Below are 24766 nucleotides of genomic sequence, written 5' to 3'. Positions count from 1 at the left end.
AAGTGGAAAATTTGCAACAAACTAGTGCTTCGCCAGCAGGGAATACAGCTGCGCCGGCGTAATCGGTTTGACCAGGTGGGCGGCAAAGCCGGCGGCACGCGAGCGGGCCTGGTCCGCTTGCTGGCCGTAGCCGGACAAGGCCACCAGGCGCGTGTTGTCAAAGCCCGGCTGGCGCCGCAGCTCGCCGGCCAGCTCATAGCCGTCCATGCCGGGCAGGCCGATGTCGAGGATGGCCAGGTCGGGGACGAAGCTGGCGCAGGTGCGCAGCGCGCTGGCCGGGTCGGCCACGGCCTGCACCTCGTGCCCGCGCACCTCGAGCAGGGCGCGCAAGCCTTGCAGCACGTCCTGGTTGTCGTCCACCAGCAGCACCCGCATCGGCGACGTCGTGGCGGGCGCTTCGGGCCCGGCGTCCGGGCACGGCGCCATGGACAAACGGGCATGCTCGTCGGCCAGCGGCACGCGCACCACGAACTCGCTGCCGCTGCCGGTGCCGTCGCTGAAGGCGGAAATCTGGCCGCCGTGCAGCTCCACCAGGCTGCGCGCGATCGACAGGCCCAGGCCCAGGCCGCCGCGCGAGCGGTCCAGCGATTGCGGCGCCTGCACGAATTTGTCGAACAGCTGGGGCAGCATGTCCTCGGCGATGCCGATGCCGGTATCGCGCACCGCCAGCACGGCGCGCCCTTGCTCGGCCCAGGCGCGCACGGAGATGTGGCCGCCCGGGTTGGAATACTTGGCGGCGTTGGTCAGCAAGTTGACCAGCACCTGCACAAAGCGCATCGGGTCGGCGTTCAGGGCCAGGCCGCTGTCCGGCACCGCCAGCGCCAGGCTTTGCTGGCGTTCTTCCAGCAGGCCGCTGACCGTCTCCAGCGCCTGCGCCAGCAGCCTGGAAAGCTCCACGCGCTCGAGGCGCAGGGCGATCTTGCCCTGGGCGATGCGCGCCACGTCCAGCAGGTCGTCCACCAGGCGCACCAGGTGATGCGCCTGGCGCTCGATCGCCGCATGCTCGCGCGCCAGGCTGCCCAGGCCCTTCAGGCGCATCAGCTCGAGCGCGATCAGGATCGGCGAGAGCGGGTTGCGCAGCTCGTGGCCCACCATCGCCAGGAAGTCGTCCTTGGTGCGGTTAGCCAGTTCGGCGTCGCGCCGCGCGCGCACCAGCTCCGTCACTTCAAAGGCGACGATCACAATGCGCTCCACCTCGCCGCGCGCATTGCGCACCGGCTGGTGTACGTAATCGAAATAGCATTCCTGCAGCTCGCCTTCGCGCTTGAGCATGACCAGGCGCGCCTTGCCGATCACCGGCGCGCCGCTGGCCAGGGCCTGTTCCAGTTCCTCCGTCATGCCCTGGCCCTCCAGCTCAGGGAAGGCGCTGCGCAGCGGCCAGCCCACCAGGTCGCGGTGGCCGCTCAGCTCCACGAAGCGCTCATTGGCCAGCTCGAAATGCAGCTGGCGCCCGCGCACGATGGCGATGGCCGCCGGCGCCTGCTGGAAGGTGTCGGCCATGCGCGCCATGTGGGCGCGTTCGGTCTGGCGGATGCGCGCGCGCATCAGCTGCGAGTCGACCCGCGTCACCAGTTCGCGCGCGGAGAAGGGCTTGACCAGGTAATCGTCGGCGCCGGCGTTCACGCCCTCGATGCGGGCCTCCTCGCCGGCGCGCGCCGACAGCACCAGGATCGGTATGTCGTGCAGGGCGTGGCTGGTGCGCATGGCGGCGATCAGGCCAAAGCCGTCCAGCTCCGGCATCATGACATCCGACACCACCAGGTCGGGCAGCGCGCCCTCCATCAGGCGCAAGGCCTCGCGCCCGTTGGCGGCGGTGCTGACATGCCAGCGCAGGCGCAGCAGGCGCGCCAGGTAGTCGCGCATGTCGGTGTTGTCGTCCACCACCAGCACGTGGGCGCCCACAGTCAGCACGCTGTCGTCGTCGGCCAGGTCGAGGAAGCCATCCTCCTCGTCCGCCTCCGGCAGCCAGCGCTGCGCCTCCATCAGGAAGGCGTCGCGCGCGTGGCCCAGGCCGCCGCCCGGCGCGCTGGTCAACTGCTCGTCGCGCAGGTGGGCGCGGCCCAGCGGCAGGGTGATGGTGAAGGTGCTGCCGACGTCGGGCGTGCTGTGCAGGGCGATGCTGCCGTGCAGCAGCTCCACCAGGTCGCGCACCAGCGCCAGGCCGATGCCCGAGCCTTCGTGCGTGCGCGAGCGCGCGCCTTCGATGCGGTGGAAGCGCTCGAAGATGTGCTGCTGCTGGTTGGGCGCGATGCCGACGCCGGTGTCGCTCACCGCCAGCACGGCGTGCTGGCCCTGCTGGTGCAGCGTGACGCTGATGCCGCCCTCAAAAGTGAATTTGAAGGCGTTCGACAGCAGGTTGAGGACGATCTTCTCGAACAGCGCCACGTCGACCCAGGCATGGCTGGACAGCGGCCCGCAGGCGACGTTCAGGCGCAGCCCGGCGCCCTCGATGACCGAGCGGAAACCGCTGGCCAGGTCGCGCGTGAGCGCCTCCAGGTCCACTTCGGCAAAGCTGGCCTGCATGCGGCCGGCCTGCACGCGCGAGAAATCGAGCAGGGTGTTGACCAGTTTCTGCAGGCGCAGGGCGTTGCGGCGCGCCAGTTGCAGGCGCTCGTGGTGGGCGGACGGCAGGCGGTGCACGGCATCCTGCAGCGCTTCCTCGATGGGGCCGAGCAGCAAGGTCAGAGGGGTGCGGAATTCGTGGCTGACGTTGCTGAAGAAGGCGGTCTTGGCGCGGTCCAGTTCAGCCAGCGCTTCGGCGCGCTGGCGCTGCTCGGCGGCGGCGCCGGCGTTCTGCACCGCCGCCGTGACCTGGCCGGCCACCAGTTCGCAGAACGTGCGGTACTCGGTGTCGAGCCGGCGCGCCGGGCTGATGCCCAGCACCAGCACGCCGTCGGTCACGGGCAGGGCCAGCGCTTCGCGCACCGGCTGCCCGGCCAGGCCAAGCGGCAAGCCGGGCAGGGCGGCGGTGGGCACGACCCGCGCGGCGCCGCTGGCCAGCACTTCCTGCACCGGCCACAGCGCCATGTCGCAGGCCGCTTCCGCCACGTGCGCAGTCTGCTGCAGGCGCACGCCGTCGCCGGCGCGCTTGAACAGCAGCGCGAACGGAATATCGTCCGGGTTCTCGGTAATGGTATGCATGGCGGTGGCGCAGGCGCTGGCCACATCCTGCTCGCGCAGGGCGGACGCCGACAGGGCCGAGAGCGCGGCCAGGCGCCGCGCGTTCAGGCGCGTGGCCGTGGTGTCGGTGGAGGGGCAGAACAGGCCGCCGACGGCGCCCGCTTCGTTGAAAATCGGGCTGTACGAGAACGAGTACCAGACTTCTTCCACCCAGTCGCCGCGGTTCATAAAGAGCTGCACCGCGTCCACATAGCTTGGCTGGGCGTGCTGGAACACCTTGTCGGCCAGCGGGCCGCAGTAATGCCAGATCTCGGACCAGACTTCCTGCGCCGGGCGGCCCAGGGCCCACGGATGCTTGGCGGCGCCAAGCACGTCGATATAGGCGTCGTTATAGAGGAAGGTGGCCTGCGGGCCCCAGCCGATCCAGATCGGGTGGCTGGAGTTCAGCATCAGGTTGACCGTGGTGCGCAGGCTCTGGGGCCAGGCGTCCAGCGGCCCGAGCGGCGTCGCCGACCAGTCAAAGAGCGCAATTTGCTGGCCCAGGGTGCCTGGGGAGGCGAGGAACTGCCATCCGGTTGAACTGGTCGTCACGTGTTTCTCAATCTGGAATTTTTAGCAATTCTGCACTGTACGAAACTTGCGGGGCGCACACAAGCCCCGCCGCCGGGCGCGTTTGACAGCGCCCGGCAAGGCACGGATACTGGAATGATGACAACGCCGCTGATTCCGCTCCGGAAGGAGTGCCCGCCGGGCGCCTGCGACTGCCAGCGCGAGGCGCTGCTGGAGGACCCGCATGCCGACCTGCGTATCCTGCGCCTGACGAAGGAGGAGGAGAAGCGCCTGCTGGAACGCATCGAGACCATTGCCAGCTACCCGGAGCTGATGCGGGTGGGGCAGCGCCTGGAAGAGCAGCTGGGGGTGCAAATCCGCATCGCGCCCGGCCCGAACGAGGTGCGCACCGTGCGCGGGTTCCAGATCGAGCTGTCGCAACGGCCCGGCCTGTGCCGCAAAACGCGCCAGTCTGTACCCGCCGCGATACGAAAATGCCTGGATCGCCACCCGGAAATCGCCTTTGCCATCCTGAATGCCCACGATTTGTTTGCTGGGCAGTAAAATACTTTTCCTTCTGATTGAGCTAGGGTCGTGCATGTGCCGCAACCTTACGCGCTGGTTTAGCGCGTCCATCCTGGCCGCCGGGCTGTGTCATCTGGCGGCCCAGGCGCAAGATGTTTCCACCCTGCGCAGCCGGCTTGGCCAGTTGCGCGAACACTCCTATCTGGCGCCGAAAGCAACCCTCGCCGAGCTGCAAAAGCTGAAACCGCAAGTGGACAAGTGGCCGGCAGGCGAACAGGCCCGCTACTATTCGCTGGTGAGCAATGCCGCCCGCGAAGTGGACAGCAAGCTGGCGCTGGCCGCCGCCGCCGAGGAAGAACGCATCGGGCGCGCGCTGGGCGACGACGCCATTGTCGCCAGCAGCCTGGTGGACCGGGTATATGTGCAATCCTCGATGGACGACATGGGCGAGGTGAGCAAGAACGTGGCGCTGGCCTACGAGCTGGCCGGCAAAACCAGCGACCCGGCGATCCTGGTCAAGACCACCATCACCGCCGGCCAGGACGAGATCCGGCGCGGCAATGGCCGCAAAGGGCTGGAATATATCGACCGGGCGGTGGTGCTGGCCAATGGGTCAGGGCAGGCGCTGCTGCAGTTCACCGCCTTGCGCGCCCGGGCCTATGCCCTGAGCGGGCTGGCCGGGCGCGGCTCCGAGGCGCTCAAGGCGATCGACGAGCTGAAGGCCAAGGCCGTCGCCATCCCGTTCGACGGGCCGGTGACGCGCGCCCGCCTGGCCGAATACCAGATCGCCGACGATGCGGGCCAGCTGGCCCGGGCGCGCGAGGCGCTGACCGATGTCGTGCAGTCGCTGCAGAAACGGCGTATGGAGGAGCTGGTGCCGGATCTGCAGGTGACCCTTGCCGACCTCAGCTTGCGGACCCAGGATTACCGCGAAGCCCTGCGCCTGAGCCGGGAATCGAAGGTGGCGGCGCGCGCCATCGACGACACCATGTCGGTCGAGATTTCGCAGTTCAATGAAGGCATCGCCCTGATCTACCTGGGCCAGCTGGAAGAGGGACGGGCGGCCATCGAAGCCTCCAACGAGGAATTCATCGACGCCGAAGCGTTGTTCGAATACGCGCGCGCGCTCGATTACGTGGGCCAGAAGGAGTTTGCGCTGAAAGTCTATGCCCGCGCCACCCGCAAGGCGGCCGCCGCCAGCGCCGCCAAGGTGCAGCAGCAGAAGGAGAGCCACGAGAAAGAGGAGCTCCTGCGGCGCGAGGAGGAAAACCTGAAGGAATCGCAGAACCAGAGCAAGCTGCAGCGCGCCTGGTCGGTTGCCGCCGCGCTGGCCTTGCTCGGCCTGCTCGGCGTGACGCTCATGTTCCGCAAACTGCGCGCCGCCAACGCGCGCCTGGAAAAGTCCGAAACCTGAGTCGCCGGCAGCGGACAGGGAGGCGGTGATTGCGCTACAATCCTCCCTTTTTCGCGTCCGATTTCCCTGCCATGACCATTGCCGAGCCTATCCTGAGCGCCGTCAGCCTGGCCCACGCTTCCTGGCACGAGATCCTGCTGCGCGGGCTGGAAAACATGGATGCGGCCGATCCGGCCTACCTGCCGGCGCTGGCGGCGGACCAGTTCCTGCCGACGCAGGGCCGTTTGTTTGCCGCCTTCGCGCAACCGCTGGACCAGGTGAAATATGTACTGGTGGGCGAGGGCCCCTACCCACGCGCGGAAAGCGCGACCGGGGTCTGCTTCATGGACGGCGCGGTCGGCAGCCTGTGGTCGGACGCGGCCGGCGGCGCCCTGTCCAAGCCGGTCAACAAGGCCACCTCGCTGCGCAATTTCATGAAAATGCTGCTGGTGGCCGACGGCTTGCTGGACGAGGAGGGCAGCACCGGCCCGGCCCTGGCCGCCGCCGCCCAGCGTGCGCGCACCGCCGCCGACTGTGCCGAGACCCTGGGCCACATCCAGGACAAGCTGCACGCCAACGGCTTCCTGCTGCTCAACGCCTCGCTGGTATTCCGCGCCCACGTGGCGCCGGTGAAAGACGCCAAAGCCTGGCGCCCCTTCTTCGACACGGTGATGCAGGCCCTGGCCGCGCACCAGCCGAAATTGATTCTTTGGGGGAAGATTGCCGCCGACCTCAACAAGCTGGCGAGCGTGCAGGCGCTGCCGCAGATTGTGGCCGAGCACCCGTATAACGTGAGTTTTATTGGCAATAAGGAAATGCAGGCGCTTTTCCGACCGATGGCGCTGCTGCGGCGCTGAGGCGCCCCGGGCAAGGTCTGCACAAGTCTGGTATACTTGACTAAATCGTTCAAGTAATCCGGGTATTCCCGGCGAGACAGAGCGATATTTTAACTGAGTTGAACCGAGGTTGTGATGCGTCTGACCACCAAAGGCCGTTTTGCCGTTACCGCGATGATTGACCTGGCTATGCGCCAGGGCAAGGGTCCGGTCACGCTGTCCGGGATCAGCCAGCGCCAGTCCATTTCCCTGTCGTATCTCGAACAATTGTTCGGCAAGCTGCGCCGCCATGAAATCGTGGAGTCGATCCGCGGTCCCGGCGGCGGCTACAGCCTGGCGCGCAAGGCCGACAAGGTGACTGTCGCCGACATCATTATTGCTGTTGACGAACCGCTCGATGCAACCCAGTGTGGCGGCAAGGAAAATTGCCACGGGGCAGACCATGCGAATGGCACCCGCTGCATGACCCACGAGTTGTGGGCCACGCTGAATGAGAAAATGGTCGATTACCTGGATTCCGTGTCGTTGCAGGACCTGGTCGACCAGCAGAAAGCCAAAGCCGCCGCAGAGCAGCCGGTGCATGTGCACCGCAACAGTAACCAAGCAGCCCTCGGTTAACCGAATTGGAGTAATTTAGATGAACGCCCCCGACAAGAACATCGCCCAGGTAGCACCGGTAGAATTCAAGACCGCGCCGCATTTCCCGATCTATATGGACTACTCGGCCACCACGCCGATCGATCCACGCGTTGCGGACAAGATGATCCCTTACCTGCGCGAACAATTCGGCAACCCCGCCTCCCGTAGCCATATGTATGGCTGGACGGCGGAAGCAGCGGTGGAAGAAGCGCGCGGCCACGTGGCCGCCCTGGTCAACGCCGACTCGCGCGAAATCATCTGGACCTCCGGCGCCACCGAATCGAACAACCTCGCCCTGAAAGGCGCGGCCAACTTCTACAAGTCGAAGGGCAAGCACATCATCACGGTCAAGACCGAGCACAAATCCGTGCTGGACACCGTGCGTGAGCTGGAACGCCAGGGCTTCGACGCCACCTACCTGGACACCCAGGACAATGGCCTGATCACCATCGAGCAGCTGGAAGCGGCGGTGCGTCCGGACACCATCCTGATCTCGGTCATGATGGTCAACAACGAAATCGGCGTGATCCAGCCGATCAAGGAAATCGCCGCCTTCTGCCGCAAGAAAGGCATCATCTTCCACTGCGACGCCGCGCAAGCGACCGGCAAGGTGGCGATCGACCTGCAAGACCTGAAGGTCGACCTGATGACCTTCACCGCGCACAAGACCTACGGCCCGAAAGGCGTGGGCGCCCTGTACGTGTGCCGCAAACCGCGCGTGCGCATCGAAGCGCAAATGCACGGCGGCGGCCATGAGCGCGGCCTGCGCTCCGGTACCCTGCCGACCCACCAGATCGTGGCGATGGGCGAAGCGTTCCGCCTGGCGAAAGTGGAGATGGAGTCCGAGATCGCGCGCATCCGCGCCCTGCGCGACCGCCTGGCCAAGGGCCTGCAGGAAATCGAAGAAACCTACATCAACGGCGACATGGACCACCGCGTGCCGCACAACCTGAACGTGAGCTTCAACTACGTGGAAGGCGAGTCGCTGATCATGGCCGTGAAGGACCTGGCCGTGTCGTCCGGTTCGGCCTGCACCTCGGCCTCGCTGGAGCCGTCCTACGTGCTGCGCGCCCTGGGCCGCAGCGACGAACTGGCGCACAGCTCGATCCGTTTCACCATCGGCCGCTTCACCACCGAGCAGGACGTCGACTTCGCCGTCGAACTGCTGAAGTCCAAAGTGGGCAAGCTGCGCGAACTGTCGCCGCTGTGGGATATGTACAAGGATGGCGTGGATATTTCCACCATCCAGTGGGCAGCGCACTAAATTTACAGAATCAAGGAGCATCAAAATGGCATACTCGGAAAAAGTCCTCGACCACTACGAAAACCCGCGCAACGTCGGTTCCTTTGAAAAAGGCGACGAGACCGTCGGCACCGGCATGGTCGGCGCGCCAGCTTGCGGCGACGTGATGAAGCTGCAGATCAAGGTCGGCGCGGACGGCAAGATCGAAGACGCGAAATTCAAGACCTACGGCTGCGGTTCGGCCATCGCTTCCAGCTCGCTGGTCACCGAATGGGTGAAGGGCAAGTCGCTGGATGAAGCGCTGGCCATCAAGAACACCCAGATCGCGGAAGAGCTGGCCCTGCCGCCGGTGAAGATCCACTGCTCGATCCTGGCGGAAGACGCCATCAAGGCAGCTGTGAACGACTACAAGGCCAAGCACGGCGCATAAGCGAGGACGTTATGGCAGTCACCCTGACCGAAAAAGCAGCCAAGCATATCAACCGCTACATCGAGCGGCGCGGCAAGGGCATTGGCCTGCGTTTTGGCGTGCGCACGACCGGCTGCTCCGGTCTGGCCTACAAGCTGGAGTATGTGGACGAAGTCACGCCCGAGGATTCGGTGTTCGAATCGCACGGCGTGAAGGTCTTTGTTGACCCGAAAAGCCTGCCGTATATCGACGGCACCGAACTGGACTTCGCGCGCGAAGGCCTGAACGAAGGCTTCAAGTTCAACAACCCGAACGAGAAGGATGCTTGCGGCTGCGGCGAAAGCTTCCGTATTTGATATCGTGCAGAACCATTTCGACCTTTTCCAGCTTCCCCAGCAGTTCGCGGTCGACGCGGCGTCGCTCGACGCCGCCTACCGTGAAGTCCAGAGCCGCGTCCATCCCGACAAGTTCGTCAACGCCACCGACGCGGAAAAGCGCGTCGCCATGCAATGGTCGACCCGTTCCAACGAGGCCTACCAGACCCTGAAGAATCCGCAAAAGCGCGCGCAATACCTGTGCGAGCTGAATGGCGTCGACCTCAAGGTGGAATCCAATACGGCCATGCCGATGGAATTCCTGATGCAGCAGATGGAGTGGCGCGAAGAGCTGGCCGAGGCGCGCGCCAACAAGGACAGCGAACTGCTCGACAAGCTGGACGGCCAGCTGCGCGCCGCGCGCAAGGCCGAACTGGCGCAGATTGAGCAGCAATGCAATACCGGTGACTTCCACGCCGCCGCGCAAGGCGTGCGCGCGCTGATGTTCATCGAAAAATTTGGCGAAGAAGTGCGCTTCGCTTACGACGCCATCGAGGCGTAAAAGAACAAATACAGGTTTCACCATGGCTCTTTTGCAGATTTCCGAACCGGGCATGTCGACCGCCCCGCACCAGCATCGCCTGGCGGTGGGCATCGACCTCGGCACCACCAATTCGCTGGTTGCGACCGTGCGTAGCAGCATTCCAGAAGTGCTGAACGACGAGGAGGGCCATGCGCTGCTGCCTTCCGTGGTGCGTTACCTGCCGAACGGCCATGCCAATATCGGCTTCAAGGCGCAAGCCCACCAGACCACCGATCCGAAAAACACCATCGTGTCGGTCAAGCGCTTCATGGGGCGCGGCCTGAAGGACATCGCCTACGCCGAGAACCTGCCGTACGATTTCGTCGATGCGCCCGGCATGGTGCAGCTGAAGACCGTGGCCGGCGTGAAGTCGCCGGTGGAAGTCTCGGCGCAAATCCTGGCCACCCTGCGCCAGCGCGCGGAAGATGCATTGGGCGACGACCTGGTCGGCGCCGTCATCACCGTGCCGGCCTACTTTGACGAAGCGCAGCGCCAGGCCACCAAGGACGCCGCGCAGCTGGCCGGCATCAACGTGCTGCGCCTGCTGTCCGAGCCGACTGCGGCGGCCATCGCCTACGGCCTGGATAACGGCTCGGAAGGCATCTTTGCCGTCTACGACCTGGGCGGCGGCACTTTCGATATCTCGATCCTCAAGCTGTCCAAAGGCGTGTTCGAAGTGCTGGCCACCGGCGGCGACTCCGCGCTGGGCGGCGACGATTTCGACCACCGCCTGTTCTGCTGGGTGCACGAGCAGGAAAAGCTGGCGCCCCTGTCCGACGAGGACACCGCCACCCTGATGGTGAAGGCGCGCGAAGCGAAGGAACTGCTGTCCACCAAGGCCGAAGTGACGATCGACGCCGTGCTGCGCTCGGGCGAGGAAGTCCACCAGCGCATCACCCCTGAAATTTTCGCCGAGATCACCAAGCACCTGGTCGGCAAGACCATGAACGCGGTGAAGAAGGCCCTGCGCGACGCCAACATCGACGCCGACGATATCGACGGCGTGGTGATGGTGGGCGGCGCCACCCGCATGCCGCATGTGCAGCGCGCGGTGGGCGAGTACTTCCACACCATCCCGCACGCCAATATCGACCCGGACAAAGTGGTGGCGCTGGGCGCCGCCATCCAGGCCAACCTGCTGGCCGGTAACCGCGCCGCGGGCGACGAGTGGCTGCTGCTGGACGTGATCCCGCTGTCGCTGGGGATTGAAACCATGGGCGGCCTGGTCGAGAAGATCATCCCGCGCAACTCCACCATCCCCTGCGCCCGCGCCCAGGAGTTCACCACCTTCAAGGATGGCCAGACCGCGCTGGCGGTGCACGTGCTGCAGGGCGAGCGCGAACTGGTGAGCGATTGCCGTTCGCTGGCGCGCTTTGAACTGCGCGGCATCCCGCCGATGGCGGCCGGCGCGGCGCGCATCCGCATCACCTACCAGGTGGACGCGGACGGCCTGTTGTCGGTGTCGGCGCGCGAACTGCGCTCGAACGTGGAAGCCTCGATCACCGTCAAGCCGTCCTACGGACTGGCCGACGACGACGTGGCGCGCATGCTGTCCGAATCGCACACCGAGGCGGAAGCGGACATGAAGGCGCGCGCCCTGCGCGAGGAGCAGGTGGAAGCCGAGCGCATCATGCTGGCGACCCAGGCCGCGCTGGATGAAGACGCCGCGCTGCTGGCGGACGAGGAGCGCGCGACCATCCAGGCGCTGATGCAGGCGACCATGGACGTGCTGGTCAAATCCGGCAGCGGCGAAGCCGACCACTACGCGGTGAAAGCCGCATACGAAGCCCTGGCCCAGGGCACCGAAGAATTCGCATCGCGCCGCATGGACCGCAGCGTGCGCAGCGCACTGGCCGGCAAGACGCTGGACCAGGTTGTTTAATTGACCGAGGAATAGAAGTGCCACAAATCGTCATCCTGCCGCATGCCAAGCTGTGCCCCGAAGGCGCCGTGATCGAAACCGAAGCAGGGAAGTCCGTGTGCGACGTCCTGCTGGAGAACGATATCCATATCGAACACGCATGCGAGAAATCCTGCGCCTGCACCACTTGCCACGTGCTGGTGCGTGAAGGTTTCGACTCGATGAACGAGGCGACCGAAACCGAAGAAGACCTGCTGGACAAGGCCTGGGGCCTGGAGGCGTGCTCGCGCCTGTCCTGCCAGTCCATCGTGGCGGACGCGGACCTGGTCATCGAGATTCCGAAGTACACCATCAACCACGCCAGCGAAGGCGGCCATTGAGCCGAGGGTGCACCATGCTGAAATGGACCGATGTCACGGCGATTGCCGAGGCGCTGTACGACAAGTATCCGGATATCGATCCGGCGGGCATCCGTTTCACGGACCTGCATAACTGGATCGTCGACCTGGAAGATTTTGACGACGACCATAAGCGTGGCGGCGAGAAAGTGCTGGAAGCGATCCAGCAGGCGTGGATCGATGAAGCGCAATAAGCCCGCCGGCGGCGCCAAGGCCGCGCCGGCAGCGCTGCCGACCACCGTCACCGACATCCCTGAAGTCAAGCCCGGCCAGTCGGTCGCGCTGCTGCAGGAGCTGCATATCCTGACCCGCGACGGCAAGCTGAACCAGGATTCGCGCCGCAAGCTGAAACAGGTCTACCACCTGTACCAGTTCATCGAGCCGCTGTTGAACGATGTACGTTCGGCCAAGGGCGCGGTATCGCTGGTGGACCACGGCGCAGGCAAGTCCTACCTCGGTTTCATCATCTACGACCTGTTTTTCAAGGCGCTGGGCGACGACTCGCATATCTACGGCATTGAAACGCGCGAAGAGCTGGTGGCGCGCTCGGAAGAACTGGCGCGCAAGTTCGCCTTCCCGGGCATGAGCTTCCTGCCGCTGTCGGTGGCCGAATCGACCACCTCCGACAAGCTGCCGGAGCAGATCGACATCGTCACCGCGCTGCACGCCTGCAATACCGCGACCGACGACGCCATCGACTTCGCGCTGAAGAAGAAGGCCAAGCACATTGTGCTGGTGCCGTGCTGCCAGGCCGAAGTCGCGTCCGTGCTGCGCAAGAACAAGGGCTCGGCGCTGGGCAAAAACGTGCTGACCGAATTGTGGCGCCACCCGATCCACACCCGCGAGTTCGGCAGCCAGATCACCAATGTGCTGCGCTGCCTGCAGCTGGAGTCGCACGGCTACCAGGTCACCGTCACCGAGCTGGTTGGCTGGGAGCACTCCATGAAGAATGAGCTCATTGTCGCCACCTACAAGAACCTGCCGCGCCGCAAGCCCGCCGAACGCCTGAAGGAAGTCCTGAGCACCATCGGCCTCGACGAAATGGGTGAACGCTTCTACACCGGCGGCGCCACCGCCGGCGCCGCGTCGGCCGATGCCGAGGTGGCGCCGTGAGCACGGCCTATCCGGCCGCCGCCAGCGCCCAGCCAAGCGCCGCGCCTGGCGGCGCACGCTGGATCGACCTGCGCAGCGACACCGTCACGCAGCCCAGTGCCGCGATGCGCGAAGCCATGCGCAGCGCCGCCGTGGGCGACGACGTGTACGGCGACGACCCCACGGTCAACGCCCTGCAAGCCTATGCCGCCGAAACCTTCGGCTACGAAGCAGCCCTGTTCGCGCCGTCCGGCACGCAGACCAACCTGATCGCCTTGCTGGCTCACTGCGGCCGCGGCGACGAATACCTGGTCGGGCAGGACGCGCACACCTACAAGTACGAAGGCGGCGGCGCCGCAGTCCTCGGCAGCATCCAGCCGCAGCCGCTCAGCAACCAGCCGGACGGCAGCATCGCTCTGCACGACATCGAAGCGGCCATCAAGCCGCACGACGTCCACTTCGCCCGCAGCAAGCTGCTGGCCCTGGAAAACACCATCGGCGGCAAAGTCCTGCCGCCGCAATACGTGCAGCAAGCCACTGCGCTTGCGCACCAGCGCGGCCTGGCCACCCACCTGGATGGCGCCCGCATCTGCAACGCCGCCGTCCGGCAAGGCATCACCCTGCGCCAAGCCGTGCAAGGCTTCGACAGCGTCTCGGTCTGCCTTAGCAAAGGCCTCGGCGCCCCGGTTGGCTCCGTCCTGTGCGGCAGCAGGCAACTGATTGAAGAAGGCAAGCGCTGGCGCAAGATGCTGGGTGGCGGCATGCGCCAGGCCGGCATCATCGCCGCCGCCGGCCTGTACGCCCTGCAGAACAATGTGCAGCGCCTGGCCGAGGACCACGCCAATGCCACCTGGCTGGCGGCCGAACTGGCCAAGATCGGCGCGCTGCAAGTCAGCACGCCGCAAACGAACATCCTGTTCGTCACCATGCCGCGCGACGCCTGCCAAGGCCTGAACGCCGCGCTGGCGGCAGAACGCATCCGTGTCTCGATGGCGCCGACCCTGCGCCTGGTGACCCACCTGGACGTCACCCGCGCCGACCTGGAACAGGTCGCCGCCGTGTTCGCCCACTACTTCCAGCAATAATGAACAACGACGACAACACCGTCCGCCTCGCCAAGCGCGTGGCGGACATGCTTCCCTGCTCGCGCCGCGAAGCCGAAATCTATATCGAAGGCGCCTACGTCAGCGTGGACGGCCAGATCGTGGAAGAACCGGGCGTCCGCGTCGCACCGCACCAGCAAGTGGTGCTGGCGCCCGACGCCACGCTGCTCGAAATCACCCCCGTCACCATCCTGCTGAACAAGCCGGCCGGCGCCGACCCGCTGGCCTGCCTGCTGCCTGAGGCGCGCAGCGCCGACGCCCAGCGCACCCGCTTCCTGTCGCGCCACCTGCGCAACCTGACCGCCTGCCTGCCGCTGGAAAACAGCGTATCGGGCCTGTTCGTCTTCACCCAGGACTTCCGCGTCACGCGCAAGCTGGTGGAGGAGGGCGCCCTGGTCGAGCAGGAACTGATCGTCGACGTGGAAGGCGCCATCGCCGACAACGGCCTGGCGCAACTGAACCAGGGCAATGGGAAAGTCAGCTGGCAAAATGAACAGCGCCTGCGTTTTGCCGTGCGCCCGCCCAAGCCGGCCCTGGTCGCCAAGCTGTGCGCCGACGTCGGCTTGAACGCCACCGCCGTCAAACGCCAGCGCATCGGCCGCATCTCGATGGCCGGCCTGCAGCCGGGCGAGTGGCGTTACCTGCAGGGCTACGAACGTTTCTGAGCCCGTGGCCCTGGGCTGAAGCTGTAAGCCGCGAAACAAATTGTAATTCTTGCCTTTTCCTGCCGCATCCGTGGCTAAGATTTAAACCAGGATAACCGAGGAGACTGCCATGAGCTACACCACCATTCCGTACTTCACCAAACTGACCCAGTACGAAATGGCCTATGCGCCACGCCTGTCGATGCTGGCCTATAACGCGCACAACTACGAGAACGCGGTGCAGTACACGGCCAACTACGCCGGCGCCGCCGGCGCCGCGGTGTTCAGCTTCAAGGGCATTGCGGGTGCCATGTACTCGCTCAGCTCCACCAGCTACAAAGACCCGGACGTGCTGCTGGTGTTCGACGACCGTGGCAACGCGATTGCCGAGGATGACCTCAGCGGCGGCTGGGGCTACGACCACGTGACGTTTGTCGCCCCTTACACCGGCACCTACTATGTGGACGCTTCCTGGTGGCAGGGCGCGGGCGCCGGCCAGCAAGCCGTGACGCTCGGCATTTACGAGGACCTGTCCACCCTGACCGGCAACAATATCGACGGCAGCATCAAAGGCGAGGACATCAACGGCACCGCCGGCGACGACAATATCTTCGGCTATGAAGGCCGCGACTCCCTGCTGGGCGGCCGGGGCAGCGATTACCTGGACGGCGGCACCGGCCTGGACGAAGCCTATTACAACGGCAAGCGTTCCGAGTACTCGGTGCGCGTCGATGGCGACCGTATCATCGTGACCGACCTGATGGGCAATGATGGCAAGGACTTGCTGTCGAATATCGAGCGTATCGATTTCTCGGATATCGATGTGGCCTTCGACGTCAACGGCGCCGCCGGCCAGGCCTATCGCCTGTACCAGGCCGCCTTCAACCGCGCGCCCGACCTGGAAGGCCTGGGCTACTGGATCAATGCGCTGGACAGCGGCTACTCCCTGCTCAATGCGGCGGCCGGATTCATCAACTCCAATGAGTTCCGCAACGTCTACGGCACCAACCCCGACAATGCGGATATCCTGCTGCGCCTCTACCAGAACGTCCTGCACCGCGCGCCGGACAGCGACGGCTTCCGCTACTGGCTTGACGTGCTGGACAATAACAAGGCGCCGCTGTCGAGCGTGCTGGTTGGCTTCAGCGAGAGCGAGGAAAACTATGCCGCACTGGTGGGCAGCATGCAGAACGGCATCGAGTTCAAAGCCTGGGTTTAATGCCAGCCTTAGCGCAGCGCGGCGGAAACGCGCTGCGTCAGGCGCTGCACGGTCGGCGCGATCAGCATCACGCTGACAAAGGCCGCCGGCCAGGCCGCCAGGAAGGCGTGCAGCCAGCGGTCGGCGTAGTTGGGCTGGAAGCCCACGTTCAGCCAGGTAATCCAGCCGCTCATGATCACCGACATCATGAGCGACATCAGGGCCGCAAAAATCATACGGGTGCGCAGGTCAGGCATGGCGTATCTCCTAGAGCTGGTTCAATGGCTCAAGCGTAATCAATTCCACTGAAGTACACTAGAGATGAAATTCCAATCTCTAATTCCAAATATGGAATCATGTTAGACGACCTCGCCCTGTTTGTCGCCATCGTGGAGGCGGGCAGCCTGAACGCCGCCGCTGAAAAAGAGGGCCTGCCCACCGCCACCGTCACGCGCCGCCTGCAACGGCTGGAGGCCTCGCTCGGCTATCGCCTGCTGCACCGCAGCGCACGCCGCACCCAGCCCACGGCGGAAGGTGCCCAGTACTACGAGCAATGCCGCCCGCTGGTGCAGGCGCTGCGCCAGGCCACCATGCGGCTGGACGCCACGCTGGGCGCGGTCGAGGGCACGATCCGGGTGCTGGCGCCGGTGAATTTTGCCAGCGAAATCCTGGCGCCGGCCTGGGCCAGCTTCCTTGAGCAGTACCCGCTGGTGCAGCTGGAAATGGAATTGTCGAACGAGGTGCAGGACCTGGTGGGGGCCGGCGCCGACCTGGCCATCCGCATCGGCGCGCAGGCCGACTCCACCTTGACCCAGCGCAAACTGGCCGAGGTGCGGCTGGTGCTAGCGGCGGCGCCGGCCTACCTGGCGCGGCACGGCACGCCGCGCAATGCGGCGGAACTGGCAAAGCATGCCGCGATTGCCACGCTGCCGCTGCGCGAATGGCGCCTGCGCGATCCTGTCAGTGGCACGGAGAGCGTGCTGCGCCCGGAGCCGCGCGTGCGGGTGAACGAGGTACGGCTGGCGGTGCTGATGGCGGAGGCGGGGCTGGGCATCGTGCTGGCGCCGGAGCTGCAATGCGATGCCAGCCTGCAGTCCGGCGCGCTGCAGCGCGTGATGCCGGGCTGGACCCCGCAGTGCCGCACGGTGTACGCGGTCTGGCCGCAGCAACGCTACCTGCCGGCCCGCGTGCGCGCGTTGCTGGAACACCTGGCGGCCTTCACGGCGCGTCATCCTTTGCTAAGTAGTAACATCAGCCCATGAACACCAGTTTTTGCCTGGTACGGCGCTGCCTGGTGCCGGCCGATGCCTTCATCCTGTGCGGCTGCCTGCGCGCGGCGGGCCTGCACGCTACGGTCATGGACGACCAGCACGTGCAGGCGGCGCTGCTGCTGGCGCCGGCCATTGGCGGCGCGCGCGTGATGGTGCCCGAGTCCGAGCTGGAACCGGCGCTGGAGATATTGGCCGCGTTCGAGCGTGGCGACCTGGCCCTGGATGACGATGAGGATGTGGGCGGGGCCCGCGTCTACGATTTTCCGCCCAAGGGATCGAAGTAATGCGCGCCTTCCTGCTGGCATGCCTGCTTGCCCTCATTGCCAGCCCGGCCCTGGCCGCCGACCCTTGTCCGCAAGGCGGCGACTGGTCGGCCAGTTGCCTGGAGACGGCAGGCAAGGTGCGCCAGGTGAAGCGGCAATACCTGGACCGCCTGGAGCTGAACAAGTCCGGCATGGCGCTCATCGTGATCGAGGCGCCGCGCGAGCTGGTGGCGGTCAACCGGCGCGGCGTGGTCGTGGTGCCGGGCATCGCGCACACCGGCGATTTCGATTTCCCCGATGCCGAACAGGGCGTGGGACGGTTTACCGCGCAAGGCAAATGCGGCTATTTCCGCGCCGGCTCCTTCCGCATCGTCGTCCCGCCCGTCTACGATGCCTGCCTGGCGTTCCGGAACGGCGAAGCGCAAGCGTGCCAGGATTGCGTGCGGCGCTGTACCGTCCCAGAGTGCCAGGACTCCAGGCTGGTGGGCGGCAAGGGATTTGTCTTCAACGCCAAAGGCGCCTTGCTGCGTAAATTCACGCCGCCTGAGTAAGCGCGCCTAGACCTCGCAGGTGAAGACGATGGCCTGCATGCGGGCCTCGCTAGGGCCGGGCCCGAACTTTTCGGCCAGCGCCGCGGCGGCGGCATCGGTCGCTTCCTGCAGCCGTCCCGGCGCGCGCGCTTCGATATCGGCGCGCAGCGGGGAGCCTTGGCATAAGGCCATGGCGGTGATGTGGGCCGATTCGGCGCGGCTGCTGGCGGCCACCACTTCGTGCGTGACGGCGCCGCTAAAGCCGGCGCGCGCCAGTTCGCTGCGGATCAGCTCAACGTCGTGGTAGCCGAAGGGGACGCGCGGCAGGAAGCGCGGCGGGTCGTCGGGAAATACTTTGGCCAGCGCGTGATTGATGGTGGCGGAAAAGTCGTTATGGCTGATGCCATCCCACACGTTAAAACAATACAGGCCGCCCGGCCTGAGCACGCGGCGCGCTTCGCTGAAGGCGCGCAGCTTATCGGGGAAGAACATCACGCCGAACTGGCAGGCCAGGGCGTCGAAATCGGCGTCGGGGAAGGGCAGTTGCTGGGCGTCGGCCTGGCGCCATTCGACGCGCGGCGAGGCGACGGCGCGGCGTGCCTGCTCCAGCATGGCTTCGTTCAGGTCGGTGGCAACGATGTGCGCCTGCGGGCATTCCTGCAGCAGGTGGCGGGTGACGGCGCCGGTGCCGGCCGCGACCTCCAGGATGCGCTGCGGCCGGCGCTGTCCCAGGCGGCGCGCCATGTCGGTGGCGTACGGCGCGAACAGTAGCGGCACCAGGGCGCGCTCATAAGTTTCCGGAATGGAACCGGTAAAACTGCTGTCTTTGTCCATGGTGACCTCCCTTTGTCCCAATCCAGTATAGCGCGCCAATCGGGCCACAATAGCTCTACTGCAAGCTTGCCATTTCGTCGTTGGGCGCCTGCCACGTGCGGTGATTATTGGTGATATTTGGTGATAATTGCCGCTAGGCATGCTACTATCAGTTCCAGTAGGAAATCATCCTAAACAATGATCAACGCGCCGGCTGCAGGCGAAAGCCTCCCCAGACAAGCCTGTGCTGACAGGAATCAAATGAAAACAGTTGTTCAATCGCTGCTGTTGGTCGTTGCTGTCGCGCTGGCACATGACACGCATGCTGCAAGCCGCTCGGCCAGCATCCAGGTCAGCTTCACCATCGTCGAATCCTGCAAGGTGCAGGCCACTGCGCAGCAGCAGTCCGTTCACTGCGACCTGGCCACGCCTTATGCGATCAGCCAGCCCACCGCCGTTACGGCGCCTGCCCCGCAAATCCTCGCCGGCACCGACAGCAGCGCCGCCAAGGCCGCCAACGCCGCCGATCCCAAGCTCGTCACCATTACGTTCTAAAACGCGATGGTGGCCTGCACCGTATCGCTGTAGTCCCCTGGCGCCGGCGTAGTCTGGGCCGGCACCATCCCGTAAATCGTCACTCCCGTCGTATTGCCTGTGCCGGTGCCCGTATGCACCGCCGTGCTGCCTGTGCCATCGCCCCAGATCGGCCCGTCCAGCGTTTGCGACAGGCGGTAGGCGATGCGTCCGCTGCCGCTGGCGGGCTTCATTTTGCGCGCTGTCACGTCACTCGCCACGCTGCCCCCGTTCAGGGTAATCCGGTAGGCATTGTTATTGGTGCACCGGACCGAAAGCGATCCGGTGGCGCGCACCGTGCCATTCAGCACGCCGTTGCTGCCGAAGTTCACCGGCGCGGCGGAAATCGTACAGTCGTTGATGACCGTGGCGTTGACCTGGAAGGTGAAGCTGGCGCTGCTGCCGGCCGTGCAGGCTGGCGCCACCAGGTTGTAGAAGGCGTAGTTGATCGTGGCGTTGCCGGCGAAGCTGGAGGTGTACACGGTATCGCTGTCGCTGCTGGTCGGAACCGCCGCCAGCGCCGCGCCGGCCGGAATCTTGCCGTAGACCGTGAAAGGTATATTGATGGTGCCGCCCGTGATCAGGTTGGGCGAGGTGCCGCCCACGGTCAGCGGGGTGGGCGTGGCCGGCGTGGCCGGGCCGCCGAAGATGGCGGCGGCGGAGTAGGTGGCGTCGCGGTACAGGTTGTATTGCAGGCGGTTGGCGCCGTTGCCCAGGGTGCGCGGGGTGGTCGCGCTGGAATTGCTGCCCAGGCCGATGTTCACGCAGACCGTTACTTTCGGCAGTAGCAGCAGGAAGGGCGGCGTGGGGTTGAGCAAGCTCCAGCTGCAGCTGACGTTACCGCTGGCGCTGGCGTAGATATCGCTGCCAGTGATCGGGCTGACATTGCCGAAGTTCAGGTTGCTGAGCGAGGCGCTGCAGAGGTCGGCGTGCGCCGCCGGGGCGGCCGCCAGCAGCAGCAGCAGGGCCGGCAGGGCCAGCCGGTTCGGCGGACGCAGGCGGTGCGCGCGCTTCATGGCGCCCCTGGGCCGGGTTGGCAGGCCAGCGGGCCGATGCGCGTAACCGGCGTGTCGGGCGCCGGCTGGTAGCGGAAGCTGGTGCTGCAGGCGCTGGCGCCGCTGCCGGCCTCCAGGTGGTTCTGCTCCCGCAGGCCGTCGACAAACACCACGCCGTCGTAGCCCACCACCGTTTCCGCCCCGCTTTCGCGGTGGCGCACCGGCGTGCCCGGCGCCAGGTGGCGGCCGGCGGCGTCGGTCAGCACGATGCTGGCGGCGCGGTAGCGCGTGATCGGGAAGCGCAGCAGCAGCCCGCTCAGGTTGCGCGGGGCGACGTTGGCATGGGTGGTGCCGACGTTGATATCGGCGGCGACATTGGTCACGTCCAGCGAAATACGGTTGGCGGTGAAGGGGTTCAGGTTCGGCACCAGCAGGTAGCCGCTGCTATTGGTTTTGCCGAGCACGCGGTTGTCGTGCACCACGGGCAGCCCTTCCAGCGTGGCCGAGACCAGCGCAAAGCCGTTGCCGACGCTGCGCGCCGCCGCCAGCGTGCCGTCCATGAGCACCACGGCGCCCGCCAGTTCCAGCGCCGCGCTTTCCGAATCGCCGCTTTGCTGCACGATGGCGCTGGCCTGGCCGTAGCGCCCCAGGTACTGCAACTGCGCTTGGCGATAGGTGCTGCTGCCGATGGCGCCTTGCTGCAGCGACCAGCCGGTACCGCCCTCGAAGTCGGGCGGGCGCACCAGGCTGAAGTTATGCTGCCGGTTGCCGTTCTGGCGGCCGGCATTGGCGCTGGCCGAGGTGCGCTCGCCAAAGGTGGTGGATAAGCTGAAAAAGAGCGACTTGTTGCTGCGCTGGCGGTAATCCTGGAAGGCCGATACGGTCAGGAACAGGCTGCGCCCGAGATAGGTGGACACCGATAGCGAGCCAATGCGCGCCGGGGCAGACTGGGGCGTGTCGAAGGCAATGTAGCTGACGGCGATGCTGCTGGCCTGGCCCAAGGCCATGCTGACGGCGGCGCGGTCGGTGCGGCGCGCCGGCTGCGTGCCGTCGGCATTGGCCAGGTCCTGGTAGCGCGCGTCGGCGCGCAGCGCGGCCAGGTCCACGCTGAAGCGCCGGCTGATGTACTGGTAGCCCAGGCCGGCCTGCCGGCCGCCTTGTTTGCTGAGGGCGGCGTTGGCGCTCAGCACGCCGGCCTGGCCCAGGCCCCACAGGACGCTGCCGCCGGCTGTCGCGCCGGAGGCGGCGCCTTCCGCATGCGCCTCCAATGTCAGGCGGTCGCTGGCGCCATAGCGCAGCGAGGCGCTGGCGAGCGGCGATTTGCGGTAGGCGAAGGAGCGGCTGCCGTAGTCGCGCCGCATGAAACCCGCCTCCACGGAATATTCGGACAGGCCTTGCGCCAGCAGGCGGGTATCGACGTACAGCGGCACCTCGATGACATTACTGCGCCCCATCTCGTCGCGCGTGACGACAGTGGCCTGGCCGGCGCCGCTGAATCCTGCCACGCGGTTCACCACATATGGCCCGGCCGGCACGCTGGTGCCGTATTGCTGGATGCCGTTCACGTACACGCTCAGCGCCGAAGGCACGAGCGCGCTGCCTTGCACCGAGGCCACCGGATAGGTCAGCAAGTCGGGCCGCAGATCGAAGCTCTTGCGCCACTGGATGCCGCCAATGCGCACCGCGCGGCTCCATGGCAGCGAGGAGGTGATGGCATCGCCCACCTTCCAGGTGCGCAGGGTGTCCGGGTCGGAGCTGCTCCACGCGCTTTCATAGCGCAGGTAGTCGTTGCCCTGGCGCGACAGCGTGAGCAGGCCGGTGCTGGAGAAAACGCCGTGGTCGTTGAAATAGCGCAGTTCATTGAAGGCGATCGCCGAGCGCTGCGGGCGCACCTGGCCGATGACGTCATAGTTCAGCACGACGCCCGGCGTGGCGCGCTGCGGCGGCGCTTTGTCGTCCACGCGCGCATCGAGCCGCAGCGGCTCGCGCAGGGCGTCGTCCAGCAGCAGGGCAATGCGCTGGCGCGCGCGGTCGTAGTCGTAGCGCAGGCCGGGCAGGGCGCCCAGCGCCACCTCCTCTTCGCCGCCGCGCAGGCCGAGGCGGCGCACGTCGATGCCGAGCAGGCGCAGGTTGGCCGCGCTGGTGCGCAGGCCGCCCGCACCTTCCCGGAATCGCAGCAACTGGCCGCTCGCTTCACCGTTCACACTCACCTCCAGGAATAACTCCACCGTTGCCGGCGCCAGCGTTTGCGCTTGCCCCTGCGCGTTGGCCGGGTTGGCCGCCAGGCCCAGCCCCAGTACCAAGGCCATGGCCGGGAGCGCAAGAGCGGCAGCGCCTTGCCCGACGCTCACCGCGTGACAGGCACCGTAAGCGACGCAGGCTTGCCATTGACCTGCGCCTCGACCTGCACCTCGGCTGCCAGCGGCGTCGCGGCAGGCAAGGGCAGCAGCCACTCGCGCGTGCGGCCCGGCAGCACATAGCCGAACAGGCCTTTACTGATTTCGTGCGCCGCAGCGCCCGGCGCGGCCATGGTCATCGCGCCGATCTGGGCGTGCATGCCGCCGCTATTGGCGATGGACAGCATCCAGCCCGCCTCGCTGCGGAACAGGCGCCAGGCCAGGCGCGGCGGCTGCGGCTCGCCGGCCGGCCGCATGAACAAGGGGATCGAATAGCGCAGGCGAAAATCCACGCCCGCCGCTTGCGGCTCGCCTTCGCGCGTGATTTCGTCGATCAGCACGCGGTAGGTGCGCTCCTCTTGCGCCGCCGGGCCAAGCCGGATCAGGCGGATCAGCTGCGTTTCGCCGGGGCCGACCTGCACCAGCGGCGGGCTGGCGGCGACATCCTGCGTTGGCTGCAGCACATCCTCGCTGCCCTTCTGGTCCCAGGTAAAGACGCGCACCTGGCCGAAGATCGGCGCCTCGCCGGCGTTGCGCAGCTGGAGCGCGGTAGCGCTTTGCTCGCCGCGCAGCAGCAGGGACACGGGGGAAATCTGCAAGCTGGCCGCACCCGCGGCGGCAGCCGGCAAAGCGAGGAACAGCAGGAGTGCCAGCCTGCGCATGCCCTAGAAGTACACCGTCGCAGTGATGGTGGAACGGTAGGTGTCCGGCATCGGCGTGGTCTGGGCCGGTACCTGGCCGTACACGGTCAGCGGCTGGGCATTGCCGTTGCCGGTGCCGCCCACGGTGTTGGTGCCCTGCGTATCGCCCCACAAGGTGGCGCCAGCGGTCTGGAACAGGTTGAACGCCACCGTGGCGGTATTGCCGCCGGTGCCGCTCATGTAGCGGGTGGTGCCGGTCGAGCCGCTGCCGCTGCCGGCGCTCAGGCCGACGTTATATGGCGTGGTGTTGGTACAGGTGACGCTCAGCGAGGTATTGACGTTGACGGCGGTGTTCAGTACGCCTTGCGATTGGCCGAAATCCAGGGCCGATGCCGAGATAACGCAGTTGGCGATGATCTTCATCGAGACGTCGAACGTGGTGGTGCCGGTGCCGTTGCTATATGTGGCGGCAAAGCCCGGCACGAATGTGTTCAGGACAAGGATGGTGCCGACGATGCTCAGCTTAACTCGTAACATGATTCCTCCAACAAAGGGGGGGGGTGTCACGGTTGATACGGCGGTTTCAGGGGCGCACGAACCAGGACCAGGCAAGGGCGGCCGCGCGTCTCAGTCGGGGACGGCAGCCTGGAATCAAGTATATCTGGACGGAAAAAGGCGTGATTTTGCCGGCGGCGAAGGGGCTTTTGCTGGCGGGGAAAAATCGCGTTTGTGCTACACAAACGCAACAGTGGATTTCACTGCTTAAGCTGTTTTTCGGGCTTCGGCAGCTGAACCAGGCGGGTGCCGGCCAGCTTGTCGTGCAGGAACTGGCGGTCCTTGTCGAGGAAGGCGGTCAGCGACCAGGCCAGCACGCCGCCCAGCAGCGCGTACAGCGCATGCCAGCGCTCCAGGTGGAGCAGATAGTCGAGCAGGATGGCCGGCACCACCCACAGCCAGGCCAGCAGGTAGCGCAACATGGCGGTGCCGACCGGCAGGCTGGCAAAGCCCGGGCGCACCACTTTGATGCGCCAGGTCTGCATGGCCAGGGTCTGGCCCTTGCGCGTCCACTGGTGCACAAAATAGATGCCCAGCACCACGAAAACCGTGGCTTGCCGGATATGCCAGGCGAACGGCGTAATGGCGGCCTGGGTAGCGAACTCCACGATCAGCAGCGGCAGGAAGAGGGCGGCGACGGCCAGCAGGATTTCGTAGATCATCGACGTCAGGCGGCGCTTGACGGTCGGCACAGCGTTATTTGCTTGCATTGGGAACCACGGTTGGGGCGTTGGGCGCGGCAGGTGGAGTGGCGGCCGGCGCGGCGGCATCGGGCGGGCTGGCCGACGGGGCGCTGGCCGGCGCGGCCGCGCCTGGCACGGC

Annotated in this window: 27 protein-coding genes; 19 read left to right on the top strand and 8 right to left on the bottom strand. The window is 66.0% G+C overall.

Annotated elements, in window-relative coordinates; genetic code table 11:
- Positions 1-21: 21 nt before the first annotated feature.
- Positions 22-3711, bottom strand: coding sequence for an ATP-binding protein (locus tag GTP41_RS19840; protein WP_161027313.1), 3690 nt, complete (start codon positions 3709-3711; stop codon positions 22-24).
- A 117-nt stretch (positions 3712-3828) separates the two neighbouring features.
- Here GTP41_RS19840 and GTP41_RS19835 point away from each other — a divergent pair, with 117 nt between their 5' ends.
- From GTP41_RS19835 to GTP41_RS19765, 15 genes are all read left to right on the top strand, one after another.
- A complete protein-coding gene (locus tag GTP41_RS19835) occupies positions 3829-4233 on the top strand; it encodes a hypothetical protein (protein ID WP_161027395.1) in 405 nt (134 codons plus the stop codon).
- Between the two features lie 34 nt (positions 4234-4267).
- A complete protein-coding gene (locus GTP41_RS19830; RefSeq protein ID WP_161027312.1) occupies positions 4268-5608 on the top strand; it encodes a hypothetical protein in 1341 nt (446 codons plus the stop codon).
- Between the two features lie 71 nt (positions 5609-5679).
- Complete coding sequence (locus GTP41_RS19825) at positions 5680-6444, top strand: uracil-DNA glycosylase family protein (RefSeq protein ID WP_161027394.1); 765 nt, start codon at positions 5680-5682, stop codon at positions 6442-6444.
- 114 nt (positions 6445-6558) lie between these two features.
- Positions 6559-7041 carry a Fe-S cluster assembly transcriptional regulator IscR gene (iscR, locus tag GTP41_RS19820; protein WP_028104363.1) on the top strand — a complete coding sequence of 161 codons (483 nt, stop codon included), beginning with the start codon at positions 6559-6561 and terminating at the stop codon, positions 7039-7041.
- Positions 7042-7060: 19 nt separating this feature from the next.
- Complete coding sequence (locus GTP41_RS19815; protein WP_161027311.1) at positions 7061-8326, top strand: IscS subfamily cysteine desulfurase; 1266 nt, start codon at positions 7061-7063, stop codon at positions 8324-8326.
- Between the two features lie 25 nt (positions 8327-8351).
- The gene (gene iscU, locus GTP41_RS19810; RefSeq protein WP_028104361.1) at positions 8352-8735 is read left to right on the top strand and encodes a Fe-S cluster assembly scaffold IscU; all 384 of its coding nucleotides are present in this window, start codon (positions 8352-8354) and stop codon (positions 8733-8735) included.
- A gap of 11 nt (positions 8736-8746) precedes the next feature.
- A complete protein-coding gene (gene iscA / locus GTP41_RS19805; RefSeq protein WP_161027310.1) occupies positions 8747-9070 on the top strand; it encodes an iron-sulfur cluster assembly protein IscA in 324 nt (107 codons plus the stop codon).
- Positions 9071-9074: 4 nt separating this feature from the next.
- Positions 9075-9590: a Fe-S protein assembly co-chaperone HscB gene (hscB, locus tag GTP41_RS19800; RefSeq protein ID WP_161027309.1), complete on the top strand. Its 516-nt coding sequence runs from the start codon at positions 9075-9077 to the stop codon at positions 9588-9590.
- A gap of 22 nt (positions 9591-9612) precedes the next feature.
- Positions 9613-11493, top strand: a complete 1881-nt coding sequence (gene hscA, locus GTP41_RS19795) for a Fe-S protein assembly chaperone HscA (RefSeq protein WP_161027308.1) — start codon at positions 9613-9615, stop codon at positions 11491-11493.
- Positions 11494-11510: 17 nt separating this feature from the next.
- Positions 11511-11852, top strand: a complete 342-nt coding sequence (gene fdx, locus GTP41_RS19790; protein WP_161027307.1) for an ISC system 2Fe-2S type ferredoxin — start codon at positions 11511-11513, stop codon at positions 11850-11852.
- A 17-nt stretch (positions 11853-11869) separates the two neighbouring features.
- Complete coding sequence (gene iscX / locus GTP41_RS19785; protein WP_161027393.1) at positions 11870-12064, top strand: Fe-S cluster assembly protein IscX; 195 nt, start codon at positions 11870-11872, stop codon at positions 12062-12064.
- On the top strand, positions 12051-12983 hold the full coding sequence (locus GTP41_RS19780; RefSeq protein WP_161027306.1) for a class I SAM-dependent methyltransferase: 933 nt from the start codon (positions 12051-12053) through the stop codon (positions 12981-12983). The genes iscX and GTP41_RS19780 overlap by 14 nt, the downstream gene beginning before the upstream one ends.
- Positions 12984-13051: 68 nt before the next feature.
- Positions 13052-14047 carry a low-specificity L-threonine aldolase gene (ltaE, locus tag GTP41_RS19775; protein ID WP_260115406.1) on the top strand — a complete coding sequence of 332 codons (996 nt, stop codon included), beginning with the start codon at positions 13052-13054 and terminating at the stop codon, positions 14045-14047.
- Positions 14047-14730 carry an RNA pseudouridine synthase gene (locus GTP41_RS19770; protein WP_161027305.1) on the top strand — a complete coding sequence of 228 codons (684 nt, stop codon included), beginning with the start codon at positions 14047-14049 and terminating at the stop codon, positions 14728-14730. The genes ltaE and GTP41_RS19770 overlap by 1 nt, the downstream gene beginning before the upstream one ends.
- 109 nt (positions 14731-14839) lie before the next feature.
- On the top strand, positions 14840-15928 hold the full coding sequence (locus GTP41_RS19765; protein WP_161027304.1) for a DUF4214 domain-containing protein: 1089 nt from the start codon (positions 14840-14842) through the stop codon (positions 15926-15928).
- Positions 15929-15936: 8 nt separating this feature from the next.
- Here the strand turns inward: GTP41_RS19765 and GTP41_RS19760 are convergent, their stop codons facing one another.
- On the bottom strand, positions 15937-16164 hold the full coding sequence (locus tag GTP41_RS19760) for a DUF2798 domain-containing protein (protein ID WP_161027303.1): 228 nt from the start codon (positions 16162-16164) through the stop codon (positions 15937-15939).
- Positions 16165-16263: 99 nt separating this feature from the next.
- Here GTP41_RS19760 and GTP41_RS19755 point away from each other — a divergent pair, with 99 nt between their 5' ends.
- From GTP41_RS19755 to GTP41_RS19745, 3 genes are read left to right on the top strand one after another with little or no spacing between them, the layout of a single operon-like run.
- Positions 16264-17169 (top strand): LysR family transcriptional regulator, encoded by a 906-nt coding sequence (locus GTP41_RS19755; RefSeq protein ID WP_161027302.1) that lies wholly within the window; start codon positions 16264-16266, stop codon positions 17167-17169.
- Entirely contained in the window at positions 17166-17462 is a 297-nt protein-coding gene (locus tag GTP41_RS19750; RefSeq protein WP_161027301.1) for a putative signal transducing protein, read from the top strand. The genes GTP41_RS19755 and GTP41_RS19750 overlap by 4 nt, the downstream gene beginning before the upstream one ends.
- Positions 17462-17992, top strand: coding sequence for a hypothetical protein (locus tag GTP41_RS19745; protein ID WP_161027300.1), 531 nt, complete (start codon positions 17462-17464; stop codon positions 17990-17992). Before GTP41_RS19750 ends, GTP41_RS19745 begins: the two co-directional genes overlap by 1 nt.
- A 6-nt stretch (positions 17993-17998) precedes the next feature.
- Here GTP41_RS19745 and GTP41_RS19740 read toward each other — a convergent pair whose 3' ends face one another.
- Positions 17999-18805 carry a class I SAM-dependent methyltransferase gene (locus tag GTP41_RS19740; RefSeq protein WP_161027299.1) on the bottom strand — a complete coding sequence of 269 codons (807 nt, stop codon included), beginning with the start codon at positions 18803-18805 and terminating at the stop codon, positions 17999-18001.
- 240 nt (positions 18806-19045) lie between these two features.
- On the opposite strand from GTP41_RS19740, the gene GTP41_RS19735 reads away from it, so the two are divergent.
- A complete protein-coding gene (locus GTP41_RS19735) occupies positions 19046-19339 on the top strand; it encodes a hypothetical protein (protein WP_161027298.1) in 294 nt (97 codons plus the stop codon).
- Here GTP41_RS19735 and GTP41_RS19730 read toward each other — a convergent pair.
- From GTP41_RS19730 to GTP41_RS19710, 5 genes are all read right to left on the bottom strand, one after another.
- The gene (locus GTP41_RS19730) at positions 19336-20373 is read right to left on the bottom strand and encodes a Csu type fimbrial protein (RefSeq protein WP_161027297.1); all 1038 of its coding nucleotides are present in this window, start codon (positions 20371-20373) and stop codon (positions 19336-19338) included. The genes GTP41_RS19735 and GTP41_RS19730 overlap by 4 nt on opposite strands.
- Positions 20370-22661 carry a fimbria/pilus outer membrane usher protein gene (locus GTP41_RS19725; protein ID WP_161027296.1) on the bottom strand — a complete coding sequence of 764 codons (2292 nt, stop codon included), beginning with the start codon at positions 22659-22661 and terminating at the stop codon, positions 20370-20372. The genes GTP41_RS19730 and GTP41_RS19725 overlap by 4 nt, the downstream gene beginning before the upstream one ends.
- 38 nt (positions 22662-22699) lie before the next feature.
- Positions 22700-23410, bottom strand: a complete 711-nt coding sequence (locus GTP41_RS19720; RefSeq protein WP_161027295.1) for a fimbrial biogenesis chaperone — start codon at positions 23408-23410, stop codon at positions 22700-22702.
- A 3-nt stretch (positions 23411-23413) separates the two neighbouring features.
- On the bottom strand, positions 23414-23926 hold the full coding sequence (locus tag GTP41_RS19715; RefSeq protein ID WP_161027294.1) for a Csu type fimbrial protein: 513 nt from the start codon (positions 23924-23926) through the stop codon (positions 23414-23416).
- A 218-nt stretch (positions 23927-24144) separates the two neighbouring features.
- Positions 24145-24654 carry an RDD family protein gene (locus tag GTP41_RS19710; RefSeq protein ID WP_161027293.1) on the bottom strand — a complete coding sequence of 170 codons (510 nt, stop codon included), beginning with the start codon at positions 24652-24654 and terminating at the stop codon, positions 24145-24147.
- Positions 24655-24766: the final 112 nt, after the last annotated feature.

It is taken from the genome of Pseudoduganella guangdongensis (genome assembly GCF_009857475.1).
Taxonomy (GTDB): Bacteria; Pseudomonadota; Gammaproteobacteria; order Burkholderiales; family Burkholderiaceae_D; genus Rugamonas; species Rugamonas guangdongensis.
Note: the sequence above shows the minus strand (reverse complement) of the source record. Positions and strands in the feature narration are given on the sequence as shown.

What these genes read in the sequence shown, in the direction of transcription:
- GTP41_RS19765 (WP_161027304.1), top strand. Translation starts at nt 14,840, where the DNA reads ATGAGCTACACCACCATTCCGTACTTCACCAAACTGACCCAGTACGAA.
- GTP41_RS19780 (WP_161027306.1), top strand. Translation starts at nt 12,051, where the DNA reads ATGAAGCGCAATAAGCCCGCCGGCGGCGCCAAGGCCGCGCCGGCAGCG.
- GTP41_RS19830 (WP_161027312.1), top strand. Translation starts at nt 4,268, where the DNA reads ATGTGCCGCAACCTTACGCGCTGGTTTAGCGCGTCCATCCTGGCCGCC.
- GTP41_RS19755 (WP_161027302.1), top strand. Translation starts at nt 16,264, where the DNA reads ATGTTAGACGACCTCGCCCTGTTTGTCGCCATCGTGGAGGCGGGCAGC.
- GTP41_RS19730 (WP_161027297.1), bottom strand. Translation starts at nt 20,373, where the DNA reads ATGAAGCGCGCGCACCGCCTGCGTCCGCCGAACCGGCTGGCCCTGCCG.
- GTP41_RS19715 (WP_161027294.1), bottom strand. Translation starts at nt 23,926, where the DNA reads ATGTTACGAGTTAAGCTGAGCATCGTCGGCACCATCCTTGTCCTGAAC.
- GTP41_RS19825 (WP_161027394.1), top strand. Translation starts at nt 5,680, where the DNA reads ATGACCATTGCCGAGCCTATCCTGAGCGCCGTCAGCCTGGCCCACGCT.
- iscA (WP_161027310.1), top strand. Translation starts at nt 8,747, where the DNA reads ATGGCAGTCACCCTGACCGAAAAAGCAGCCAAGCATATCAACCGCTAC.
- GTP41_RS19770 (WP_161027305.1), top strand. Translation starts at nt 14,047, where the DNA reads ATGAACAACGACGACAACACCGTCCGCCTCGCCAAGCGCGTGGCGGAC.
- GTP41_RS19740 (WP_161027299.1), bottom strand. Translation starts at nt 18,805, where the DNA reads ATGGACAAAGACAGCAGTTTTACCGGTTCCATTCCGGAAACTTATGAG.
- GTP41_RS19815 (WP_161027311.1), top strand. Translation starts at nt 7,061, where the DNA reads ATGAACGCCCCCGACAAGAACATCGCCCAGGTAGCACCGGTAGAATTC.
- iscU (WP_028104361.1), top strand. Translation starts at nt 8,352, where the DNA reads ATGGCATACTCGGAAAAAGTCCTCGACCACTACGAAAACCCGCGCAAC.
- iscR (WP_028104363.1), top strand. Translation starts at nt 6,559, where the DNA reads ATGCGTCTGACCACCAAAGGCCGTTTTGCCGTTACCGCGATGATTGAC.
- GTP41_RS19750 (WP_161027301.1), top strand. Translation starts at nt 17,166, where the DNA reads ATGAACACCAGTTTTTGCCTGGTACGGCGCTGCCTGGTGCCGGCCGAT.
- GTP41_RS19835 (WP_161027395.1), top strand. Translation starts at nt 3,829, where the DNA reads ATGACAACGCCGCTGATTCCGCTCCGGAAGGAGTGCCCGCCGGGCGCC.
- GTP41_RS19725 (WP_161027296.1), bottom strand. Translation starts at nt 22,661, where the DNA reads ATGGCCTTGGTACTGGGGCTGGGCCTGGCGGCCAACCCGGCCAACGCG.
- GTP41_RS19710 (WP_161027293.1), bottom strand. Translation starts at nt 24,654, where the DNA reads ATGCAAGCAAATAACGCTGTGCCGACCGTCAAGCGCCGCCTGACGTCG.
- hscA (WP_161027308.1), top strand. Translation starts at nt 9,613, where the DNA reads ATGGCTCTTTTGCAGATTTCCGAACCGGGCATGTCGACCGCCCCGCAC.
- GTP41_RS19745 (WP_161027300.1), top strand. Translation starts at nt 17,462, where the DNA reads ATGCGCGCCTTCCTGCTGGCATGCCTGCTTGCCCTCATTGCCAGCCCG.
- GTP41_RS19735 (WP_161027298.1), top strand. Translation starts at nt 19,046, where the DNA reads ATGAAAACAGTTGTTCAATCGCTGCTGTTGGTCGTTGCTGTCGCGCTG.
- GTP41_RS19760 (WP_161027303.1), bottom strand. Translation starts at nt 16,164, where the DNA reads ATGCCTGACCTGCGCACCCGTATGATTTTTGCGGCCCTGATGTCGCTC.
- GTP41_RS19720 (WP_161027295.1), bottom strand. Translation starts at nt 23,410, where the DNA reads ATGCGCAGGCTGGCACTCCTGCTGTTCCTCGCTTTGCCGGCTGCCGCC.